The sequence below is a fragment of the Meridianimarinicoccus roseus genome (assembly GCF_003172915.1).
GTDB lineage: Bacteria > Pseudomonadota > Alphaproteobacteria > Rhodobacterales > Rhodobacteraceae > Meridianimarinicoccus > Meridianimarinicoccus roseus.
Window position 1 is genome coordinate 1 of sequence record NZ_QGKU01000038.1, and the last position, 20,023, is coordinate 20,023.

Sequence of the window (20,023 nt, forward strand, 5' to 3'; positions counted from 1 at the left end):
TTTTCAGTCTGCGCCTTTGACGTTGAGTTTTGCGTCTGGGTTTGGGTGGATTGTTTTTTGTATTGTCCAGGCGGCTGCGATGGTTGCGAGGCCTATGATGTCCGTGACGAGGCCGCCTTCGATCATGGTGAGTGCGGCGAGCAGGAGGCCTGCGCGGATGAACCACGCTGTGCGTCCGCCCATGAACCACCCCTGCACGCCGGCCGACAGCAGGAACACGCCGACGGTTGCCGTGGCGCCTGCGCGGATCACCTCGAACCAGGTTCCCTCCATCAGCAGCGCGCCGTTGTAGAAGAACATGAAGGGCACGATGAAGGCGGCGATGCCGATCTTGAACGAGGCGACGGAGGTTTCCATCGGGTTGGCGCCGGAGATGCCGGCCGCGGCGTAGCTTGCGAGCGCGACGGGCGGCGTGATGGCGGAGAGCACGGCGAAGTAGAACACGAAGAAATGCGCGGTCAGCTGCGGGATGCCAAGCTCCACGAGGCCGGGCGCGACCACGGAGGCGGCGACGGCGTAGGCGGCGGTGGTGGGCATGCCCATGCCGAGCAGGATGGAGATGCACATGGCGAAGAACAGCGCCAGGAACTGACTGACGCCCGCGAGGCCGAGCAGCAGGTTGGAGAAGCGCGCGCCGACGCCGGTCAGGCTGATGACGCCGACGATGATGCCCGCGCAGGCGCACACGGCGATGATCTGGATCGACATGACGCCCGCGATCTCGAACGCCTTGAGGGTGGAGCGCGGCCCCATCCGGTAGGGGGTGAGCCAAGAGACGACGGCGGCCGAGAGCGTGGCGTATGTGCCCGCGCGGATGACGGAGTATCCCATGAACAGCGCGGCGATCAGGATGAGGATGGGCAGGAACAGGAAGACCCGGCGCATCATGGTGGAGAGTTTCGGGATCTCGTCGGCGTTCATGCCGCGCATGCCGAGCTTGGCGGCCTCGAAGTCGACCATGAAGAAGACCGACACGAAGTAGAGCACGGCGGGGATGATGGCGGCGATGGCGATCTCGGTATAGGGGATGCCGGTGATCTCGGCCATGATGAAGGCGCCCGCGCCCATGATCGGGGGCATGATCTGCCCGCCGGTCGAGGCGGCGGCCTCGACGGCGCCCGCGGTCTTCTTGTGGTATCCGACCTTCTTCATGAGCGGGATGGTGAGCGAGCCGGTGGCGACGACGTTGCCCGCGGAGGTGCCGTTGATCATGCCCATCAGGCCGGAGGCGAAGATGGCGACCTTGGCGGGTCCGCCGCGGGTGCGGCCTGCGGCGGCGAAGGCGAAGTTGACGAAGTAGTCGCCGACCTTGCTGGCCTGCAGGAAGGCGGCGAAGATGATGAACAGGATGATGTAGGTCGAGGACACGGCGGTTGTCGGCCCGAGGATGCCGGCATCGGTGTAGACCTGGCTGAAGAAGCGCTGCCAGCTGATCGCGGGGGAGTTCAGGAAGCCCGGCAGGTACTGGCCCGCGAACACGTAGGCCAGGAACACGCCCGCGATGATGACGAGCGCGAGGCCCGCGACGCGGCGTGTCAGTTCCATGATCAGCGCGGTGCCCGCGACGGCGGCGATGGAGATGCCGATCGGCGCGAAGGGGGTGCCGGTGGAGTTGCGCATCAGCGTGCCGTAGATGGTGATCAGGTAGGCGGCGACGGCGACGGCGCAGATGCCGAGCACGATGTCGGGCGCGGCGAGGCGCGCGCGCGGGGCGCTGTGGGCCCAGGACAGGCCGATGGCCCCTGCGGTGGCGAGCAGCAGCGGCACGCCGAAGAGCCATGTCTCGCGGAACTTGATGGTGGCGTCCATGCCGTTCCACATGGCGCCGCCTTCGATCAGCAGGGCGAACCAGATCGCCGTGCCGAGCGCGAGCAGCGCCGGGACGGCGAGCGCGATGGCGGCGGTGTGCAGCGCGGGCCGGGCCGGTGTGCCGGGCGCGTCCGCGTCGCCGGGGAAGTCGGCGGCGGCGTACATCAGGAAGCCCAGCACCAGCGCGCCGGCGACATGGACGATGCGGAAGTTCCAGGTTTCCATCGGGAATTGCGGCAGGAAGGGCAGCTCGATCCCGGTCAGGGCCGAGATCGACAGCCCGTTCAGCGCGGCCATGTGGAACATCGCGTAGAGCGTGGCGAGGGCGGCCATGGCCCAGAAGGTCGATCCCTCGAAGATGCGGCGGTTGGCCTCGACGGCTTCGTCGTCGACGCCGTCGGCGATCATGTGCTCGTCGGTCTGCGCGGCGGCGTCGCCGCGGCCGCTATCGGCGGGGGCGCGGCAGGGCCGGGTGCGGGCTCCGGGGGAAAACGGGTCGTGACGGGCGGGGGGGTGCATCGGCGGTGGTCCTCCGGTGGGGTCCGGGTCCGCGCGGGCCGGACGGGCCGGGCGCATGGCGGGTTCGGGCGGAAATGGGGGAAGTGACGGGGTGAAGGCGGGTTGGCGTGGCGGGGAGGGCCGGGCCGGTGTGCCGGTCTGGCCGGGGGCGGGTCGGCCCCCATGCGTCCGCCGCGGCCTGCCCCCCTGTCTTCGCGGGGGGCTGCGCGGGTCTGTGCCGGGGCCATCGATGGCCGATCGGGGCCCGGTTGGCGCCCGGTCGGGCAGGGGGCGCCGCGATCCTGTTCGCGCCCCGTGCGAGAGGTCCGTCCTAAGAAGACCGTGCAGGGAGCCCGTGCGGAGCCGGTGCGGGATCCCGTCCGGGGCCGGGCCCGCCCCGCAAGCGCCCGGCACGGGGCCGGACGCGCGGGGCGGGGGCTGGCTTACTGGCCGTAGATCATGTCGGCCGGGATATCGGCCCCCGCGTTCTCGGCGAACCATTCGGCGGCGCCGGGATGCCAGGGCATGACCTTGTTCTTGTCCCAGTTCGAGGGCACGGTGGACCGCGCGGCGCGGTGGATGCCCACCATCCGCTCGTTGTCCGACATCACCACGTCCACGACCGCCTTCACGAAGCTGGCGGGCAGGTCGCAGTTGGCGATGGCGAAGTTCCACATCGACACCGACCGCGCCGGCGCCTCGAGCGTGGTGTAGGTGTTCGCCGCGATCTCGAACTCGGACACCGGGAAGGCCTCCATGATCGTGGCCTGCTCGGCCTCGGTGAACTCGATGATATTCACGTCGGTCTGCACTTCAAGCTGGCTGACGGCCGGCACGGGCACGCCCGCGGCGAAGGCGATCACGTCCAGCAGACCGTCCTGCAACTGGCCGCCAAGGTCCGACCAGCCGCCGTTGCGCCGCTCGAAATTGACGCCCAGCGTTTCCATCATGCGCGGGAAATACGTGTCCGAGGTCGACCCCGCGGGCCCGAAGCCGATCCGCGCGCCGTCCGGGATCTCGGAGATCGAGGTGATCCCGCTGCTCGACAGCGCGGTCACGCTGAACGGGGTCTGGTACATCGGGAACATCGCGCAGGCCTTGTCCATCGCCAGGCCCGGCGCGATCGGGTTGGTGCCCGCGAGGCTCTCGGCGGCCGGGCCCATCGTGGTCATCCCGAAGGCCGCGTCGCCGGTGTGCACCAGCGCCATGTTCTGCATCGGGCCGCCCGTCACCTCGCCGCCGCCCGAAAGGCCAAGCTCGTCCGCGACAAGGTTCGCCCAGCCCGAGCCATAGGCGAAATACGTCCCGCCCTGCGACGCCGTGCCAACCGTGAACGACGCAGGCCAACCAGACCGATCCTCCTGAGCACCGCAAACACCAGCAGCAAGCGCCGCTATACCAAATGTCAGAACCGTGGTTTTCATGTCTTCCTCCCTGCGGGCCTAGCTTGCGGGCCCGGTATCGAGTTTGTCCCGGAAAGTGCTCCGGACCGGCCACGACCACCATCACGGGGCCGTAAGCTTGCGTCTGTGTGCAGTCAGGGTTGCGTGCTGTGCAAGGCTTGCGGAGAGGCGTTCGCGCTATCAGTTTCGGCGGCCCGCGCCGAATGGGCACGGTGGGACACAAACCGTCCGTCGGCTTGCCCGGAAACCGACACATCGCCGGGCTGCATCACTCCTCGTCCACGAAATCCTGCCGCGACAGCCCATGCTTCTGCATCTTCTCGTAGAGTCCCTTGCGCGATATCCCGAGCGATTCGTAGGTATCCTTGAGCCGCCCGCCATGGGCTGCGATGCTGCCCGCGATGAGCGATTTCTCGAAGGCGGCGACCTGGTCGGCAAGACCGGCCACGCCGTCGCCCGGCGTCTCGCCGATGTCGAGATCGAGCCCGAGAACGAAGCGTTCGGCCACGTTGCGCAACTCGCGTACGTTTCCGGGCCAGTCCCGCACCGGTAGCGTGCGGAGGATGGTGCCCGGCACGTCTGGTGCGGGCCGTTTGCAGCGCGCGGCTGCCTCCTGCACCAGATGGAGGAACAGGCGCGGAATGTCCTCGCGGCGTGCGGCGAGATCGGGCATCCGCAGCGTCACCACGTTGAGCCGGTAAAGCAGATCGCTGCGAAACTCGCCCCGCGCGGCCGCGTCCGCAAGGTCGCGCTTGCTGGCGGCTATGAAGCGCACGTCCAGCGGGATCGTGTCATTTGAGCCCAGCCGCGTGATCGCCCGATTCTGGATCGCGTGCAGCAGCTTGGCCTGCAACGGGCCCGGCAGGCTGTCGATCTCGTCCAGGAACACGGTCCCGCCGCGTGCGTGTTCGAACTTGCCATAGCGCGGTCGTGTGGCCCCTGCGAAGGCGCCCGCTTCGTGGCCGAACAGTTCGCTCTCGATCAGGTCCGCAGGCAGGGCGGCGCAGTTGATCTGCACGAAAGGCGCATCGCTGCGTGGTCCGGCCCGGTGCAGCGCGCGCGCGGCGACCTCCTTGCCGGTTCCTGTCGCCCCGACAATCAGCACATCCGCGCTGGTCACGGCCACCGCGCGGATTTGCTGGCGCAGCGCCACCATCACCGCGCTGCGCCCCGAGAGCCGCGCCTCGATCGCGTCGCGCCCGCCCACCTGCGACCGAAGTTGTCGGTTCTCCAGCGTCAGCCGCCGCTTGTCGAGCGCGCGGCGCACCGTGTCCACCAGACGCGCCGGGGCATAGGGCTTTTCGAGGAAATCGTAGGCGCCGTCGCGCATCGTCTGCACCGCCAGTTCCACATCGCCGTGGCCGGTGATCAGGATCACGGGAAACTCCGGGTCGATCTCGAGGCAGCGGTGCATCAGCGTCAGCCCGTCCATGCCCCGCATCCGGATGTCGGTGACGAGAACGCCGGGAAAGTTGCGGCTGACCCGACCAAGCGCAGCCTCCGCCTCGGGCAGGCTGACGACCTCCAGATCAGCCAAGGCAAGGGTCTGCTCGGCCGCGAGGCGCAGATGTTCCTCGTCATCGACGAACAGGACAGGTTCGGTGGTCATTGGGCGGCAACCGCTTGCGGGGGCGGCGCGGCGGGCAACTCGACCGAGAACTCGGCGCCCCCGGCGTCGATATTGCGCGCGCGCAGGTGGCCGCCGAAATCCTCCACGATATTGAACGAGATCGACAGCCCAAGCCCCAGCCCCTTGCCGGGGCTCTTGGTTGTGAAGAACGGGTCGAACACCTGCGCCAGCGCGGCCTCGCTCAGTCCCGGCCCGCTGTCTTGCACCGCAAGTCGGACCTCGCCGTCCTCGGGCGGGGACAGCACCACGCGGATTCGCGGCGCGGCAAGGTGTTCTGTCGCGTCCAGCGCGTTGCTGAGCAGATTCACCACCACCTGCTGCAACCGCAGTTGCCCGCCCATTGCCATCACCGGCTTGGACGGCCGGTCGAAACCGACGCGCACCCCGCCCGATGCAAGCCGGGCGCGCATCAGGTCCAGCGCGTCGTCGACCACTGCGACCATGTCGACCGGCGCGATGCCCTCCTGCGGGCGCCGCGCGAAATTGCGCAGATGGCCCGAGATCGTGGCGATCCGGTCGGCCATGTCCGAAATGCGGGTCATGTTTTCGCGCGCCTCGCTCTGCCTGTCCCTGTCCAGCAGCATGGCAGCGTTGTCGGCATAGGACTTGACCGCGGCCAGCGGCTGGTTGATCTCGTGCGAGATGGCGGCCGACATCTGGCCAAGCGCGGCCAGCTTGCCGGCCTGCACCAGTTCCTTCTGGGTCTGGCGTAACCGGTGCTCGGCGCTGCGGCGCTCCTCGACCTCGGTGCGCAGGCTGGCATTGGCTACGTTCAGGTCGGCCGTGCGTTCGCGCACGCGCTGTTCCAGAAGGTCCTGCGTGGCCCGCTGCGCCTCCAACCGGTCCAGGATCCGGGCGCGGCGCGACAGCACCAGCGCGGCGGCAAGGCCGACCAGCAGGGCGATCATGCCGAGAAACAGCAGTACCCCCAACGCTTGCGCGCGTACCGGTCCGGCCGGGCTGAGGATGCGCACACGCCAGCCGACATCGGGCAGTATCGTGGAGGCGCTTACGAAAGCCTCGGTTCCGCCGCCGCTGCCGCCATCGATTGTGACCCGGTCGAGCCGGTCGGTGATCGGCGTTAGCGTCACATCAAGTGGGTGCAGGCGCGCGGGCGGGTATTGACGGGTCGCGCGGATCTCGTCCAGCGCGGCGGGGGACAGTGGCCCGAGCGTGCGGAAATGCCAGTCGGTGCGGCTCGACATGAACACGACCCCGTTGGCGTCTGTCACGATCAGTTCGGATGGCCCGGCCCGCCATGCGTCCTCGAACGCGTCCACAGTGAATTTCAGGGCCAGCACGCCGATCACCTGTGCGCCGTCCCAGACCGGAGCCGCGAAGAAATAGCCGCGCTCCCCAGACGTGGTGCCAAGCGCGAAGTAGCGTGCGGGCACGCCGCGAAGCGCATCCGTGAAATACGGACGGTAGGTGAAGTTCTGGCCCACGAAGGACAGCTCCTTGAGATAGGAACTGGCGGCGAGGGTCAGCCCGTCCGCATCCATCAGATAGACATCCGAGGCGCGCAGCGATTCCGCCGTCTGCTTGAGTTCGGCGTTGACCCGCGCCAGCAGCGCCGGGTTCGTGGGATCGCTCAGAAGCTCCGCCAGCACCGGCCGTTCGGCGATCAGCGGCGGCAGCGGTTCGAACCGGTCCAGCGCGCCGCGCAGGCCCGCCACAGACAGGTTCAGCGTGTCGATCCCCTGAAGCCCGGCGCGGATCTGGAAATGCCTGTCCATCCACGGCAGCGCGGCAGCCCCGAGCGCGATCGCACACAGCACGGCTGCCGCCACACGGGCGGTTTCGGAGCGCAACAGGAAGGATCGGCGCAGAGCGGTTGTCATGGAAGGACTATGCCCGCCGCGGTCGCGTTTGCCCAGTGCCGGGCGCGTGCGGCGCGCGCGGGGCTGCGCCGTCAGACCAGCCGCGAGACATCCCTTGCCGCGCGCACGAAGTCGGCGAACAGCGGGTGGGGCGCGAAGGGCTTGCTTTTCAGTTCGGGGTGGAACTGCACGCCAATATACCACGGGTGATCGGCCACCTCGACGATTTCGGGCAGCTTGCCGTCCGGCGACATGCCCGAGAAGATCAGGCCTTTTTCCTCAAGGGCGGTGCGAAAGCGCATGTCCACCTCATAGCGGTGGCGGTGTCGTTCCTCGATCACGGTGGACCCGTAGATCCCCGCCACGCGCGAGCCTTCGCGCAGATGCGCGCTGTAACTGCCCAGCCGCATCGTGCCGCCCTTGTCGTCATTCTTCGATCGCGCGACCGTGTGGTTGCCCTGCACCCATTCCTTCAGGTGATAGACGACCGGGGTCAGGCTGCGCCCCTCGCGGTCGAATTCCTCCGATCCCGCATCGGCGAGACCGGCAAGGTTGCGCGCGGCTTCCACCACCGCCATCTGCATCCCGAGACAGATCCCGAAATAGGGGATCTGCCGGGTGCGGGCGAACTCCGCCGCGCGGATCTTCCCCTCTGTGCCGCGTTCGCCGAAGCCGCCGGGCACAAGGATCGCATGGAATCCTTCAAGATGCGGCGCCGGGTCCGAGGCTTCGAAGATCTCGGCGTCGATCCATTCGGCGCGGACCCGGACGCGGTTGGCCATTCCGGCATGCGTCAGCGCCTCGGCGATGGATTTATAGGCGTCGCCAAGCTGGGTGTACTTGCCCACGATGGCGATGCGCACGTCGCCCTCGGCGTTCACGATGCGGTCGTGCACGTCTTCCCAGCGGGTCAGGTTCGGGCGCGGAGCCGGCGAGATCTGGAACGCGTCCAGAACCGCCTGGTCCAGCCCCTCGCGGTGATAGGCCAGCGGCGCGTCGTAGATGGTGTCCAGGTCCAGTGCGGCGATCACGGCCTCGGGACGCACGTTGCAGAACAGGGCCAGCTTCTCGCGTTCCTTCTGGGGGATCGGGTTCTCGGCGCGGCAGACCAGAATGTCAGGCGCGATGCCGATGGCGCGCAGTTCCTTGACGCTGTGCTGCGTGGGCTTGGTCTTCAGTTCTCCTGCCGCCGCGATCCAAGGCAGCAGCGTCAGATGCATGAAAATGCAGTTGCCGCGTGGGCGTTCCTGGCCGAACTGGCGGATCGCCTCGAAGAATGGAAGGCCTTCGATGTCGCCCACGGTGCCGCCGATCTCGCACAGCATGAAATCGACCTCTCCATCGCCGGTGGCGATGAAATCCTTGATTTCGTTTGTGACGTGCGGGATCACCTGGATCGTCTTGCCGAGATAGTCGCCCCGGCGTTCCTTTTCGAGAACGTTGGAATAGATCCGGCCGGAGGAAACGCTGTCGGTGGCGCGCGCCGACACGCCGGTGAACCGTTCGTAGTGGCCGAGGTCGAGGTCGGTTTCAGCACCGTCGTCAGTGACGAAGACCTCGCCATGTTCGAAGGGCGACATCGTTCCGGGATCGACGTTCAGATAAGGATCGAGCTTGCGCAGCCGCACCGTGAAGCCGCGGGCCTGAAGCAGCGCCCCGAGCGCCGCCGAGGCCAAGCCCTTTCCAAGCGACGACACGACGCCGCCGGTGATGAAGATATAACGTGTCATGCGCGGGATCCCCCTCGTGATGTGCTGAACAGGGCCGCGAAAATCCGGCCCGGACACGCAGCATCACGGGATTTCTACTTACAGGATTCGGGGTCGCGCCGCAACATGCTGGGCATGGTGCGGCGCGTTTTTCAACGGGTAGTGTGTGTCACTCGGCGCGGGGGGGAAGCGCTGGTGCATCGCCGGTGGACGGCGGCAGCAGCGCGTCGCCCGACGGTAGCACCGGCAGCGCCGGGCTTTGCGGATCAGCAGCGGGTGCCGAGGACGGGCCGACGCGGTCCAGCACCGAACTGTCGGCCGAGTTGCGCGCCGCCACGATCGTGAGCGTGATCGAGGTGGCGATGAAGGCGATGGCGAAGGCCCAGGTCAGCTTCCCAAGGGCGGTCGCCGCGCTGCGCCCGCTCATGACGCCGCCGCCGCCACCGCCGCCCATGCCAAGTCCGCCCCCTTCGGAGCGTTGCAGCAGCACGACGCCGATGAGGCAGAGCGCAAGGATCAGGTGGACGATGAGAACGACGTTTTCCATGGGCGGCGGCCTTTGTACGGTTTGGGGCTACGTAAGGGATGTGGGTCCGGGCCGCAAGGGTATGCTGGGCGTGTCCGGGCCGCCTGCGATCCCGTCCCGCGCTGCGGCCCGGCTGCCGCGCACGTCCATCATCCAGCCGGTTGCAAGCGCGCCCAGCCACATGCAGCCAACCGCCACCCATGCAGTCAGCGCCAATACCGCACCGCCGGACACTCCGGCGCCCACAGCGCAGCCGCCGGCAAGCATCGCACCGAACCCCATCAGTACGGCGCCGATGAGGTAGCGTTCCATGCCGCTGCCCGCATCGAAGCGTTGCAGGCGGAATTCGCGGCGCGCCAGCGCCATCGCGGCCGAGCCCACGAAGACCCCCGGTACAAGCCCGACGCTGAAGGACAGTGTCAGCGTGCGTTCGTTGATCAGGCCCATCAGCGTGTCTGTCGCGGGTCCAGTGAACGTCACCGAAGATACCGCCACAGGGTCGAAGGACAGTTGCGCGATGGCATGGGTGCCGGTCCATGCGGCGGCCACGGCGGCGCCAACCAGCGCTGCGGCCAGCAGGCGGGACCGCTCCAGTCCGCCGCGCAGCGCCGCCGCAATCCCTGCCAGCAGCATCGCAGCCGCCGCCCCAAGCACAGCCGGTCGGCTGATCCCGGTGATCGCCATAAGGTCCCGTGCAGCGCCGCCCGGCACGGTCCACAAGCCGAAAAGCGTCTCGCGTGCTGGGGCCAGTACACCGCGATAGGATGCCTGCGCGACGATGGTCAGCACCAGACCGGTGATCAGCGCGCGCATGTTGCCGGTGCCGGACAGAACCAGCAGGCGACTCGCGCAACCGCGCGCAAGGATCATGCCTGCGCCGAACATCAGCCCCCCGATGATCGCGCCCGACATGCTGCCGACCCCGGCGATCTGCCGGCTTTGCGCCGGATCGAACCACCCCATCAGCACCGCGCCCTGCGTCAGCAACAAAGCGGAGGCGAAAACGATAAGCCAGATCCCGAGACGCGGTCCGACATGGCCCCTGCCCAACTCCACAGTCGCGGCCCGCAGGCAGAACCGCGAATGCTGCGCCGCCGCGCCGAACAGGAGGCCGACCGCCAGACCCAGCGCGAACAGCGTTTCTGCATCGCCGAAACGGTCAAGGATGAACTCCAGCACGGCAACCCCCCGGCATCCGATTTGCGGTATCCTGCGCGCGGCGCAGCCGGGCAGGTATGATCTGCGTCAAGCCGAGCACCTGTACGGCGCGGGTGGGCCTAAAAGGCGGCGGCCTCGGCAACGATGGCGGAAAGCAGGTCCTGCACTTGTTGCATCGGGCCCTCTGGATAGGTCTTGTGCCCGATCAGCACCTCGCCGCCCGGCAGCTCGGCGACGAAGACGCCGTAGGGGCAGTGCGCAATGTTCATCGGGTCCGCTTCCATCACCGCGCGCGATGTGACGGCCGAGCAGAACAGGAACACGTCCGCTTCGGTGAACAGGTCCACGTCGCTTCCGACGGCCTGCTTGGTGCGGGCCAGCATCTCGCCGACATGGCTGACATGGTCGATCACGAGGCCCTGGCCCACGATGGCGGTTTCCACGGCGAAGGCGGCATCGTCGAAGCTGCCGTCGAAGGGGGTCGTCACCACGCCGTCCTGAGCGGCGGCAGGCAGGGCAACGGCGGCGGCCAGAAGCCCGGCGGCGGGCAGGCGCAGGTGGCGGGGCATGTGGGAACGGGCAGGGCAGGTCATGGTGTCCTTCGCTCGGTTGCGGGCCGCCCCCGTGTCGAGGGGCGGCCGGTCGGGTCGGTGGCAGGATCAGCCGAACATGTCGGCTGCGATGGCGTCATACCAGCCAAGGCTTTCGCGGTAGGTTGCGGCGCGCAGGTCGGCGGTTTCTCCGGTCTGGCTGATGAAGCTGTCCACCGAGGCGATCTTCTCGTCTGTGGCGGTGTAGCTTGCGCCGACCTTCACGCCATTGTCGGTGTCGATCAGCGACCAGCACGTGTTGGAGAACTTGGCGGGGAACACCCGGCTGCCGGTCAGCGCGCCGCGCACCGCCATCGCCGCAACCTTGGCCTGGCTGTTGGCGGCGAAGCCGGATTTTGGCATGTCACCTTGCGCGGCCGCATCGCCGAGGATGTGGATGTTCTCGTCCATGCGGCTTTGCATCGTCGCCGGCACCACCGGTGCCCAGTTCCCTTCGGTCAGCGCGGCGGCATGAACGATGTGCCCGGCCTTCATCGCCGGGATGACGTTGCAGGCATCGGCCTTCACCACTTCGCCGTCGATCACGACCTCCATCGTCTCGGGGCGCACCTCCACGTCTGCGCCGCCGAAATCGGGGCCGATCCTGTCCACCATGCCGGGATAGTTGTCGTTCCAGCCTTCCTGGAACAGCGCCATCTTCGAGAACTTCTCCTTCGGATCGGCGATCAGGATCTTGGCGGTCGGATTGTGCTCGCGCAGGTAGTGGGCGATCATCGACACCCTTTCATAGGGGCCGGGCGGGCAGCGGTAGGGGTTCGGGGGGGCCACCATCACGAAGGTGCCGCCTTCCGGCATTGCGGCGACACGCGCCTTCAGCAGTTCGGTCTGCGAGCCGCCCTTGTAGGCGTGCGGCATCGCGTTCTGCGCGGCCAGCGACCAGCCCGGCACAGCGCCATCGACGAAATCGATGCCGGGCGCGACGATCAGCCGATCGTAAGGCACCGCGCCGCCACCGGCGAGCGCGACGGTGCGCGCGTCTCGGTCGATGCCGGTCGCCCAGTCATGCACCACGTTGATGCCGTGATCCGATGCAAGCCGCCCGTAGGAATGCGCCAGCGAGTCGATTTCCCGGAACCCGCCAAGATAGAGGTTCGAGAAGAAACAGGTGTAGTAGCTGCGCGTTGGTTCTATCAGTGTGACGTCGATCGCGCCATCGCTGTCCTTTGCGATGTAGCGCGCGGCGGTTGCGCCGCCCGCGCCGCCGCCGATCACGACGACGCGGGGTCGGCCCTGCGCGCGCAGCATCGGGGCCGCCATTGCGGCCGCCACGGCGGCGCCGCTGGCAAGGATCTTGCGTCTGGTCAATGGCATGGTGTTTCCTCCCAAAAACACCTGCGCCCGGGTCAGTCCGGGGTCAGGGATCCGAAATAGGCGGCCAGTGCGGCGATCTCTTCGTCGCTGAGCCGGGCCGCGATCATCTGCATCGCCGGGTGCGGACGCAGCCGTTCCTTGTAGGCGTGCAGGGCGATGACGAAGTCTTCTTCGGGCCAGCGCGTAATGGACGGGATGCCGGTGTCTGCCCCTTGCGCGCTGTGGCAGGTGATGCATTCACCCGACAGGTATTCACCGTAGTCCGGATCGCCCTGGATGGCGAGGATCGCCGGGTCGAGGTCGTGGCCTGCATCCGACGCGGTCGGTGGACTTTCCGGAATGTCCGAGGGGCGTGCCGAATAGGTGCGCAGGAAGGCCAAGACGTCGGCCCGGTCGCCGGGATCGGCCATGCCGCGATAGCTCATTCGCGTGCGTGAAACCAGAGCGCGCGGGTTCTCCAGGTAGGCGTCGAGCGTCCGGTAGCCCCAGATCAGACCGTCCGCGCCCATCCGGTCCATCGCGTCGGAATAGGCGAAACCCGGCACGCTGCCCGCGCGGCGGTCGAACACGCCGTTCAGGTGCGGGCCGACCCGGTTCACCGCGCCGACGCCGACCTGATGACAGCCGCTGCACTGGCCGAACAGCTCGGCGCCGCGCGCGGCGTCGCCGCCCGCAAGCGCGGCCTCGGTACCGGTGTCGGCGGCCGCGCCGGAGGCTTGCGTCGCCGCAAGCCCGCCGAGCCACGCTGCGAGAAGCGCCGCGCGCAGAGGCCGACGGGACATTTCCGGACGGGGCGTGGCGGTGCGCGAAACGGGCAAGCGCGAGGCTCCTTCGTAATGTCGGGACCGGCGGGGGCCGGGCCGATGTCGGGCCGGACAAGGGGAGGTATTGTCCGGCCCTGCCTGGCCCGCGTCAAAGAATACGGGCCAGATCGTCGTCAGTCGATACCGCCGCCAGCTTCGCCGTCTTCGGGGGTAACGTCCAGCACCACGGCGCGCGCGGTGATCTCGACGCTGTCCTTGCAGTCGCTCATGCAGGGTTCTGCGCTGAACTGCGGCACTTCGGTCTCGGCTCGGTCGTCCATGAAGAAATTTGGCGCGTTGGGCATCTCGATCTCGGCGAAGTTCTCGTGCGTGAGCACGAAATCGTCTTCCACGAGGTAGTTGGAATAGAGCAGGTATGCGGTGATCGCGTAGATATCGTCGGGGCTGAGCGATTGGGAATAGCCGAAGGGCATAGCGCGATTGACGTAGTCGTAGACCGTCGACAGGTACGGCCAGTAGGAGCCGATGGTCTTGACCGGCCGGTCGTTGGCCAGCGTGCCCTCGCCGCCCGCCAGCACCGGCCAGCGGTCTATGCCTTCGGCGAAATCGCCGTGGCAATGGGCGCAGTTGTAGCTCCAGACTTCCTCGCCGTCCTCGACGCTGCCCGATCCTTCGGGAAGGCCCTTGCCGTCGGGGCGGACGTCTATGTCCCACAGCGCGACTTCCTCGGGGCTGGCCTCGCGGCCTAGCCCGAAGCCGCCGTCGCGGCCTTGCGCCGGTTCGTCTGCGAACGCGGCGGGCGCGATCAGGGCCGCGGCCAGAAGCGCCGCCGCAGCGTCAGGAAATCTCGACATTTTCGGCCTCTCCGGTCTTGCTGACATGCCAGGTCTGGATGCCGTTGTTGTGGTAGATCGAATTGGTGCCGCGCACCGCGCGCAGCTGGTCCTTGGTCGGCTGCACGTAACCGGTGCTGTCATGCGCACGGCTTTGCAGCAGCAGGGGCTGCCCGTTCCAGTCGAATTCGAAATAGAAGCGGTGCAGCGACTTTGTCAGCGACGGGCCGGACATGCGCGCCTTGTGCCAGTTCTTTCCGCCATCGAGGGTGACATCCACCCGCGGGATCGTACCGCGGCCGGACCATGCCAGCCCGGTCAGCACGGTCGGCCCCGGCCCGTGGGTCAGCGGCGCCTGAGGGCTGGGATTGGTGATGACCGACTTCGCGTCCATTTCCCAGGTGAAACGGCGCGCGCTGCCGTCGGCCAGAAGGTCGGTGTACTTGCTGGTTTCCTCCCGGTGGTGCCAGGGCTGGTCGCCGACCTCCAGCCGCCGCAGCCATTTCACCCACATGTTGCCTTCCCAACCCGGCACGACCAGCCGCAGCGGATAGCCCTGTTCGACGCGCAGCGCCTCGCCGTTCATCTTGAAGGCGACAAGGCAGTCGTCCAGCGCCTTTTCCATCGGGATCGACCGCGTCATGCCGGACGCGTCCGCGCCTTCGGCCAGCAGCCATTTTCCTGCGGTCTGCACGCCCGCCTCGGCCAGCAGCAGCCGCAGTGGGATGCCGGTATACATGACGTTGTGGATCATGCCGTGCGTGAACTGGCAGCCGTTCAACTGCGCGCCGCGCCACTCCATGCCGGAATTGGCGGCGCATTCCAGGAAATAGACATGGTTCTCGCGCGGGAAGCGCAGCAGGTCCTCCATGGTGAAGACAAGTTCTCGGTCCACCAGCCCGTTGATCATCAGACGGTGCAAGGCCGGGTCCACATGCGCGGCGCCCGCGTGGTGGCGTTCGAAGCACAGCCCGTTCGGCGTGATGATCCCGTCGAGTTCATGCAGCGGCGTGAAGTTGATCGAACTGATCGGATCGGCGGTCAGCCAGTAGACCGTCTTGCGCTGCACATGCGCCTCGAATTCCGAGGGCATACCATAGGGCGCGGCATCAACCGGATCGCCCAGTTCCTGCATCCACGGCTGTAACTCGGCGAAGGCCGGATCTCCCGACGCCCGTGCGGCCCCGCCGCCCGCAGCCGCGCCGACCCCCGCCGCTGCAGCGCCGCGCAGGAACGACCTGCGTGTCGGCTTCATGCCCTTGAAAATGTCTGTCATGGAATTTGCCTCCTTTGCCGGTGGGCGCGCTCAGGCGCCGGTCACCTTGACGCTGGTGTTCGGGGTCAGGCGGATGGTGCCCTGGTTGCGGACGTGATCCTCGACCACGTCCCAGATCTGCGGCCCTTCCGTGCCTTCGTTCACGCTGGCCCAGCCCGCGACGACATAGGTCTTCTCCGGCTCGATCGGCGCGCCGGTGCTGAGCAGGGTCATGTCGGTGATGCGCGAGCCCATCGGCTTGCTCACATCGATCCGGTAGCCCATGCCGCCGACACGCACCATGTCGCCGCCCTGCTGGTAATAGGGGTCCGGGTTGAACAGGTTGTCGCCCACGTCTTCCATGATCGTATGGATGAACTCCCCGGTCATCTCGGTGCGGTAGGCCTTGCCATAAGTCATCGAGGTTACGTTGAAGATGTCCTCGCGGGTGATATCCTGGCCGGGCAGGACCGACGGTCCCCACCGCACGCCGGGCGACATGGCGATGTCCGCCTCGCGCTGGGTGATGAGCGCATCGCAGATCAGGTCGTCCCATGTCCCGTTGAAGTTGCCGCGCCGGTAAAGCAGGCTTTCGGTGCGGCCGATGACTTCCGACAACTGGTCCTCGAACGGGGCGCGCCCGGCATCGATGGCGGCCGCGACCTGCGGGTCTGGCGCTATCACGTCCGAGAAGATCGGGATCAGCTTGTGCCGGAATCCCATCATCCGCCCGTCGCGCACGTCGAGATCCACCCGGCTGATGAACTTGCCGTTCGACCCGGAGGCGACAACGATCGTCTCGCCCACCAGCACCGGTTCGGGCAACGCGTCGTGGGTGTGGCCGGACAGTATCACGTCGATGCCGGAAACCCGGCTCGCCATCTTGCGATCCACGTCGAAGCCGTTATGCGACAGGCAAACGACAAGGTCGGCCCCGGCGGCGCGCACTTCGTCCACCATTTCCTGCATCCGCTCGTCACGGATGCCGAAGCTGTATTCGGGGAACATCCAGCCCGGGTTCGCGATGGGCATATAGGGGAAGGCCTGCCCGATCACGGCGATCAGCGCGCCGCCGCGTTCGAACATCTGGTAGGGCTGGAAATCCTCGGCCGGCTCGTCCCATTCGGCGTCGAAGATGTTCTGGCCGAGCGCGGGGAAGGGCAGCCCGCCGACGATGTCGCGCACTCGGTCCGACCCCAGTGTGAATTCCCAGTGGAAGGTCATGGCGTCGGGCTTGAGCAGATTCATGGCGTCCACAACATCCTGCCCCTGGGTGTGATAGCAGGTGTAGGAGCCGTGCCATGTATCGCCGCCATCCAGCAAAAGCGCGTCGGGGCGCGCGGCCCGGATCGCGTTGATGACGGTCGCGCAGCGGTCCAGTCCGCCGACCCGCCCATAGGCTTGCGCAAGCGCCGTGAAATCGTTGTATGTCAGCGCATAGTGGCTCGGGCTTCCATCCGCGATGCCGTACAGCTTGCGAAAATCTGCGCCGGTGATGTGCGGCACCTTGCCGGCGGCCGCGCCCACGCCGAGATTGATCTCGGGTTCGCGGAAATAGATCGGCTTCAGTTGCGCGTGCAGGTCGGTGATGTGGATCAGCGTCACATTGCCGAACGTGTCGAAGTCCAGAAGCTGGTCCTGTGTCAGCGCCTGCTGCGCGGCAAGCCGCGCCCAGTTGCCGAAACCGGATGCCCCGACAAGGGCGGAGGCCGCCATGGTGGTCTGAAGAAAGTCGCGGCGGGAAATCATGCGCGGGTCACTCCGAAGGGTAGGGGTCAACGGTCCCCTCCCGCCGGAGCGGAAGGGGGTAAGCCGGGTCGGCTAGATCGGTGCGGTCAGTTGCGGACCGACGGGCCCTCGACCGAAAGGCCGTTTCCACGCGATGCGACGTAGAGTTCCAGCGCCACGAACTCCGGGCTGCCGGGGCTGAACGTCTCGGCACGCGTGTCTCGCACGCAGCCCTTGAAGCGGCCGTGCACTGTATTCAGCTTGGCGTTCTTCAGCCGGTAGGTCGGAAACCCGTTGATCTGGCCCTGACTCAGATGGTCTGCCCGGATCATGTTGTCGTAGTTGTCCTCGTGGCAATTCGCGCAGGACAACTCGAGCTGGCCGTACCGGGTATAGTAGATCTCCTTGCCCTTTTCCCAGGTCTCGGAGACAGGGCCGTCGATCGCCACATTCACCGGCATCCCGCGCGATTGGACGGAGATCAGCGCCTCCATCGCGGCCATCGGGTTGCTGTCGTACTTGTAGGGATTCGCCCCCATCTGGTTCTCGCGGCAGTCGTTGATCTGCATCGCTAGCGTGCGGACCTCGCCCGCAGTCTCGTTCCATTTCGGATAGACGGCGCGCACCCCCTGCATGGAGCTTTCCACATCCTCGTGGCAGCTTGCGCAGGATTTGCCCTCGCTGCCCTCGGCGGTGTTCCAGGTGTCGATCGCCTGGTCCACGAAGATCATGCCCGGATTGTCGAAGTCATCCATCTGCAGGACCTGCGTCTCTTCGGTGCGGAACGTCCAGCCCGACCGGATTTCGTCGAACGGGACATGATCGGGCGCCGCGGTGCGGGTGACCATCTCGATCTCGCCGTTCACGATCAGCGTGGCGTTCTCGTCGGACCAAGCGCCGCTCGCGGTGCCCAGAAGGGCCGCCGTCGCCAGCGCGGTGGTCAGGTTCAGCTTTGCCATAGAATTCCTCCCTAGATTCTGATCGCTCAGCCGATCTCGATCGCCTTGGTCTCGGTGTAGACGGACCCGTCGTCGTCGTACCAGGTGAACACGAACTCGCCCGCCTCGGGCACCACGGCCTCGAACTCGATGAACGGGTTGGTCGAGATCGCGGGTTCCAGCGTGACGTCGATCACGTTCTCTCCGTTGAACGCGCAGGTGAAGCGGTTGATGATCGACCGCGGGATCGGGTTGCCGTCGCTGTCCTTGCGCTGGCCGCTTTCCATCGGGTGGCTGATGAGCGTCTTGAGCAGGACACTTTCGCCCGCCGAAGCGGAGCGCGGGACCTTGACGCGGGGTTTGACGTTGTCTGCCATTTGTCTGTTCTCCTCGTCTCAGCCGCCGCAGCCGCCGATGGTGACTTTCACGTTCGCCGAGGCGCGCTTGAAGCTGCCGTCGGCCATCTGGGCGATGGCGACCACGTCCTGCGTGCCGGCAAGGCGGATGCGGGTCGCGGCCACATGCGCGCCTGCCAGCTTGCCGAAATGGAACGTCGCGACGCCCGGGGTCGGGTTGCCCGTTGCGATCAGCATGATCGCGGTCGCGCCGTCCGCGCCGACTTCGATCGGCACGGTGTTGCCGTTCTCGGCGATCTCCGGGGCGTTCAGGTCCACCCCGCCGTCTGCGACTTCGGCGCCGCCCGTGAAGGCGGCAATGACGTCATCGGCGGCGGCGTTGACCTGCATCGGCAGGAAGGCCGACGCTGCGGCGCCCGCCCCGATTGCGAGGGTCTCGCGTCGTGTGAAGATCATGGGAAACTCCTTCTGCTTCCGGGTCAGTCCTGCAGCGTGAGCAGGAAGGCGACGACGTCCTCGACCTGCTGGGCTGAAAGGATGGTGGGCATCTCGGCCGGGCCCGCCTTGCCGGTGTAAAGGTCACCGGGGCGCACATAGCCGCTGTTCTTGTAGTAGGCGGGCATGATGGTGCCGTCGAAGACCATCTTCGAGTTCACGACGATGCCGCGCAGGTCTGCTTCGGTCCAGCGCGACCCCGCACCATCGAGCACCGGCCCGACTTCGCCGTGCCAGGGCGCGTCCTTCAACGCGGTGACCTCGTGGCAGGCGATGCAGTTGCCGAGCCCTCGGTCGGTCATGACCGCCGCGCCTCTTGCAGGATCGCCTGCAACGCCGGTCAGCGAGGCGGCGACCGAACCGTAATCGTCATGGGTCACATTCGACGGGGCGGTTTCTGCGGCTTGAACCGCGTTCGTGGCGGCGCAGGCAAGGCCCACACCCACCAGAACTGTTCTGAATAGCTTCATATCTCCTCCCGTAGTTGAAGCTCACAAGTTCTGTTATTTGAATGTATTCGTCTGTTGCAGCGCGGCGCAAGAAAAGAAATCGCCCTGCGGCAGTTTGGACGGAACATTCATCCAGTTTATTGATTTCTCTCGGATCTGCGTTCTGAAATCCGGCGCGCATGGTATCGTTGGAAGTCCTCGCCATCCTCGATGGCGTAGCGTTCTTCCACAACCCAGGTCAGTAGATCGAGCGTCGTGTCCGCGCCGAAAGCGCCCGGCATCGTCGCGACGGCGGCCGCCGTTGCCGTGCTTCCCTCGTCCACGTCCTGCGGCAGGAATATTAGTGTCGGCGTGAACAGCATACCCCATTTGCGCGCCATCTGCCGTTCGCTCAGAACCTCACCGTCGAAATCGGTCACCTCCAGCGCACCATGCAGGTTCAGTTGGACAACGAAAAAATTGTCATGAAGGTAGCTGTCGATGTCAGGGCGCGGGAACACGTCGGTGTGCATCTTCTCGCAGTAGATGCAGCCGCGCTGTTCGAAGATGATGGCAAGCCGCTTGCCTTCGGCGTTTGCGTCTTCCAGGTCCTCGCGAAGGTCAAGGAAGGTCTCGCGCATCCAGGCGGCCTTGTGCAGCCCGTCGTCGCCCAGTTCTGCTGCGGGTGAGGGCAGCGCAAGGCTGACGGCCAGCCCGACTGTCGCAATCAGGTTCTTCATCGTTTTCCTCC

Annotated in this window: 18 protein-coding genes; all 18 read right to left on the reverse strand. The window is 66.7% G+C overall.

The genetic code is table 11. The features are described from left to right. Positions 1 to 3: 3 nt before the first annotated feature. Complete coding sequence (locus DKT77_RS11780) at positions 4 to 2,217, reverse strand: TRAP transporter permease (RefSeq protein ID WP_238547642.1); 2,214 nt, start codon at positions 2,215 to 2,217, stop codon at positions 4 to 6. A 533-nt stretch (positions 2,218 to 2,750) separates the two neighbouring features. Then, the gene (locus tag DKT77_RS11785; RefSeq protein ID WP_109811904.1) at positions 2,751 to 3,731 is read right to left on the reverse strand and encodes a TAXI family TRAP transporter solute-binding subunit; all 981 of its coding nucleotides are present in this window, start codon (positions 3,729 to 3,731) and stop codon (positions 2,751 to 2,753) included. 247 nt (positions 3,732 to 3,978) lie between these two features. Further along, on the reverse strand, positions 3,979 to 5,319 hold the full coding sequence (locus DKT77_RS11790) for a sigma-54-dependent transcriptional regulator (protein WP_109811905.1): 1,341 nt from the start codon (positions 5,317 to 5,319) through the stop codon (positions 3,979 to 3,981). After that, positions 5,316 to 7,181: an ATP-binding protein gene (locus DKT77_RS11795; protein ID WP_109811906.1), complete on the reverse strand. Its 1,866-nt coding sequence runs from the start codon at positions 7,179 to 7,181 to the stop codon at positions 5,316 to 5,318. The genes DKT77_RS11790 and DKT77_RS11795 overlap by 4 nt, the downstream gene beginning before the upstream one ends. A 71-nt stretch (positions 7,182 to 7,252) precedes the next feature. Then, positions 7,253 to 8,890: a CTP synthase gene (locus DKT77_RS11800; protein WP_109811907.1), complete on the reverse strand. Its 1,638-nt coding sequence runs from the start codon at positions 8,888 to 8,890 to the stop codon at positions 7,253 to 7,255. 148 nt (positions 8,891 to 9,038) lie between these two features. Further along, positions 9,039 to 9,416 carry a preprotein translocase subunit SecG gene (gene secG / locus DKT77_RS11805; RefSeq protein WP_109811908.1) on the reverse strand — a complete coding sequence of 126 codons (378 nt, stop codon included), beginning with the start codon at positions 9,414 to 9,416 and terminating at the stop codon, positions 9,039 to 9,041. A 27-nt stretch (positions 9,417 to 9,443) separates the two neighbouring features. Continuing rightward, positions 9,444 to 10,574 (reverse strand): YeeE/YedE family protein, encoded by a 1,131-nt coding sequence (locus DKT77_RS11810; RefSeq protein ID WP_109811909.1) that lies wholly within the window; start codon positions 10,572 to 10,574, stop codon positions 9,444 to 9,446. Positions 10,575 to 10,672: 98 nt separating this feature from the next. Continuing rightward, positions 10,673 to 11,146, reverse strand: coding sequence for a DUF302 domain-containing protein (locus tag DKT77_RS11815; RefSeq protein ID WP_238547837.1), 474 nt, complete (start codon positions 11,144 to 11,146; stop codon positions 10,673 to 10,675). Positions 11,147 to 11,212: 66 nt separating this feature from the next. Next, positions 11,213 to 12,475, reverse strand: coding sequence for an NAD(P)/FAD-dependent oxidoreductase (locus tag DKT77_RS11820; protein ID WP_109811911.1), 1,263 nt, complete (start codon positions 12,473 to 12,475; stop codon positions 11,213 to 11,215). Between the two features lie 32 nt (positions 12,476 to 12,507). After that, positions 12,508 to 13,257, reverse strand: a complete 750-nt coding sequence (locus DKT77_RS11825; protein WP_109812068.1) for a c-type cytochrome — start codon at positions 13,255 to 13,257, stop codon at positions 12,508 to 12,510. Between the two features lie 155 nt (positions 13,258 to 13,412). Next, positions 13,413 to 14,093 (reverse strand): c-type cytochrome, encoded by a 681-nt coding sequence (locus DKT77_RS11830; protein ID WP_109811912.1) that lies wholly within the window; start codon positions 14,091 to 14,093, stop codon positions 13,413 to 13,415. Next, positions 14,077 to 15,348 carry a sulfite dehydrogenase gene (gene soxC, locus DKT77_RS11835; protein ID WP_238547839.1) on the reverse strand — a complete coding sequence of 424 codons (1,272 nt, stop codon included), beginning with the start codon at positions 15,346 to 15,348 and terminating at the stop codon, positions 14,077 to 14,079. Before soxC ends, DKT77_RS11830 begins: the two co-directional genes overlap by 17 nt. A 30-nt stretch (positions 15,349 to 15,378) precedes the next feature. Next, positions 15,379 to 17,076, reverse strand: coding sequence for a thiosulfohydrolase SoxB (soxB, locus tag DKT77_RS11840; RefSeq protein ID WP_109811913.1), 1,698 nt, complete (start codon positions 17,074 to 17,076; stop codon positions 15,379 to 15,381). A gap of 86 nt (positions 17,077 to 17,162) precedes the next feature. Next, a complete protein-coding gene (gene soxA, locus DKT77_RS11845) occupies positions 17,163 to 18,014 on the reverse strand; it encodes a sulfur oxidation c-type cytochrome SoxA (protein ID WP_109811914.1) in 852 nt (283 codons plus the stop codon). Positions 18,015 to 18,040: 26 nt separating this feature from the next. Next, positions 18,041 to 18,370 (reverse strand): thiosulfate oxidation carrier complex protein SoxZ, encoded by a 330-nt coding sequence (gene soxZ, locus DKT77_RS11850; RefSeq protein ID WP_109811915.1) that lies wholly within the window; start codon positions 18,368 to 18,370, stop codon positions 18,041 to 18,043. Between the two features lie 18 nt (positions 18,371 to 18,388). Further along, positions 18,389 to 18,805 carry a thiosulfate oxidation carrier protein SoxY gene (soxY, locus tag DKT77_RS11855; RefSeq protein WP_109811916.1) on the reverse strand — a complete coding sequence of 139 codons (417 nt, stop codon included), beginning with the start codon at positions 18,803 to 18,805 and terminating at the stop codon, positions 18,389 to 18,391. A gap of 23 nt (positions 18,806 to 18,828) precedes the next feature. Then, on the reverse strand, positions 18,829 to 19,314 hold the full coding sequence (gene soxX / locus DKT77_RS11860; RefSeq protein ID WP_109811917.1) for a sulfur oxidation c-type cytochrome SoxX: 486 nt from the start codon (positions 19,312 to 19,314) through the stop codon (positions 18,829 to 18,831). A 116-nt stretch (positions 19,315 to 19,430) separates the two neighbouring features. Next, positions 19,431 to 20,012 (reverse strand): SoxW family protein, encoded by a 582-nt coding sequence (locus DKT77_RS11865; protein WP_109811918.1) that lies wholly within the window; start codon positions 20,010 to 20,012, stop codon positions 19,431 to 19,433. Between the last annotated feature and the right edge of the window lie 11 nt (positions 20,013 to 20,023).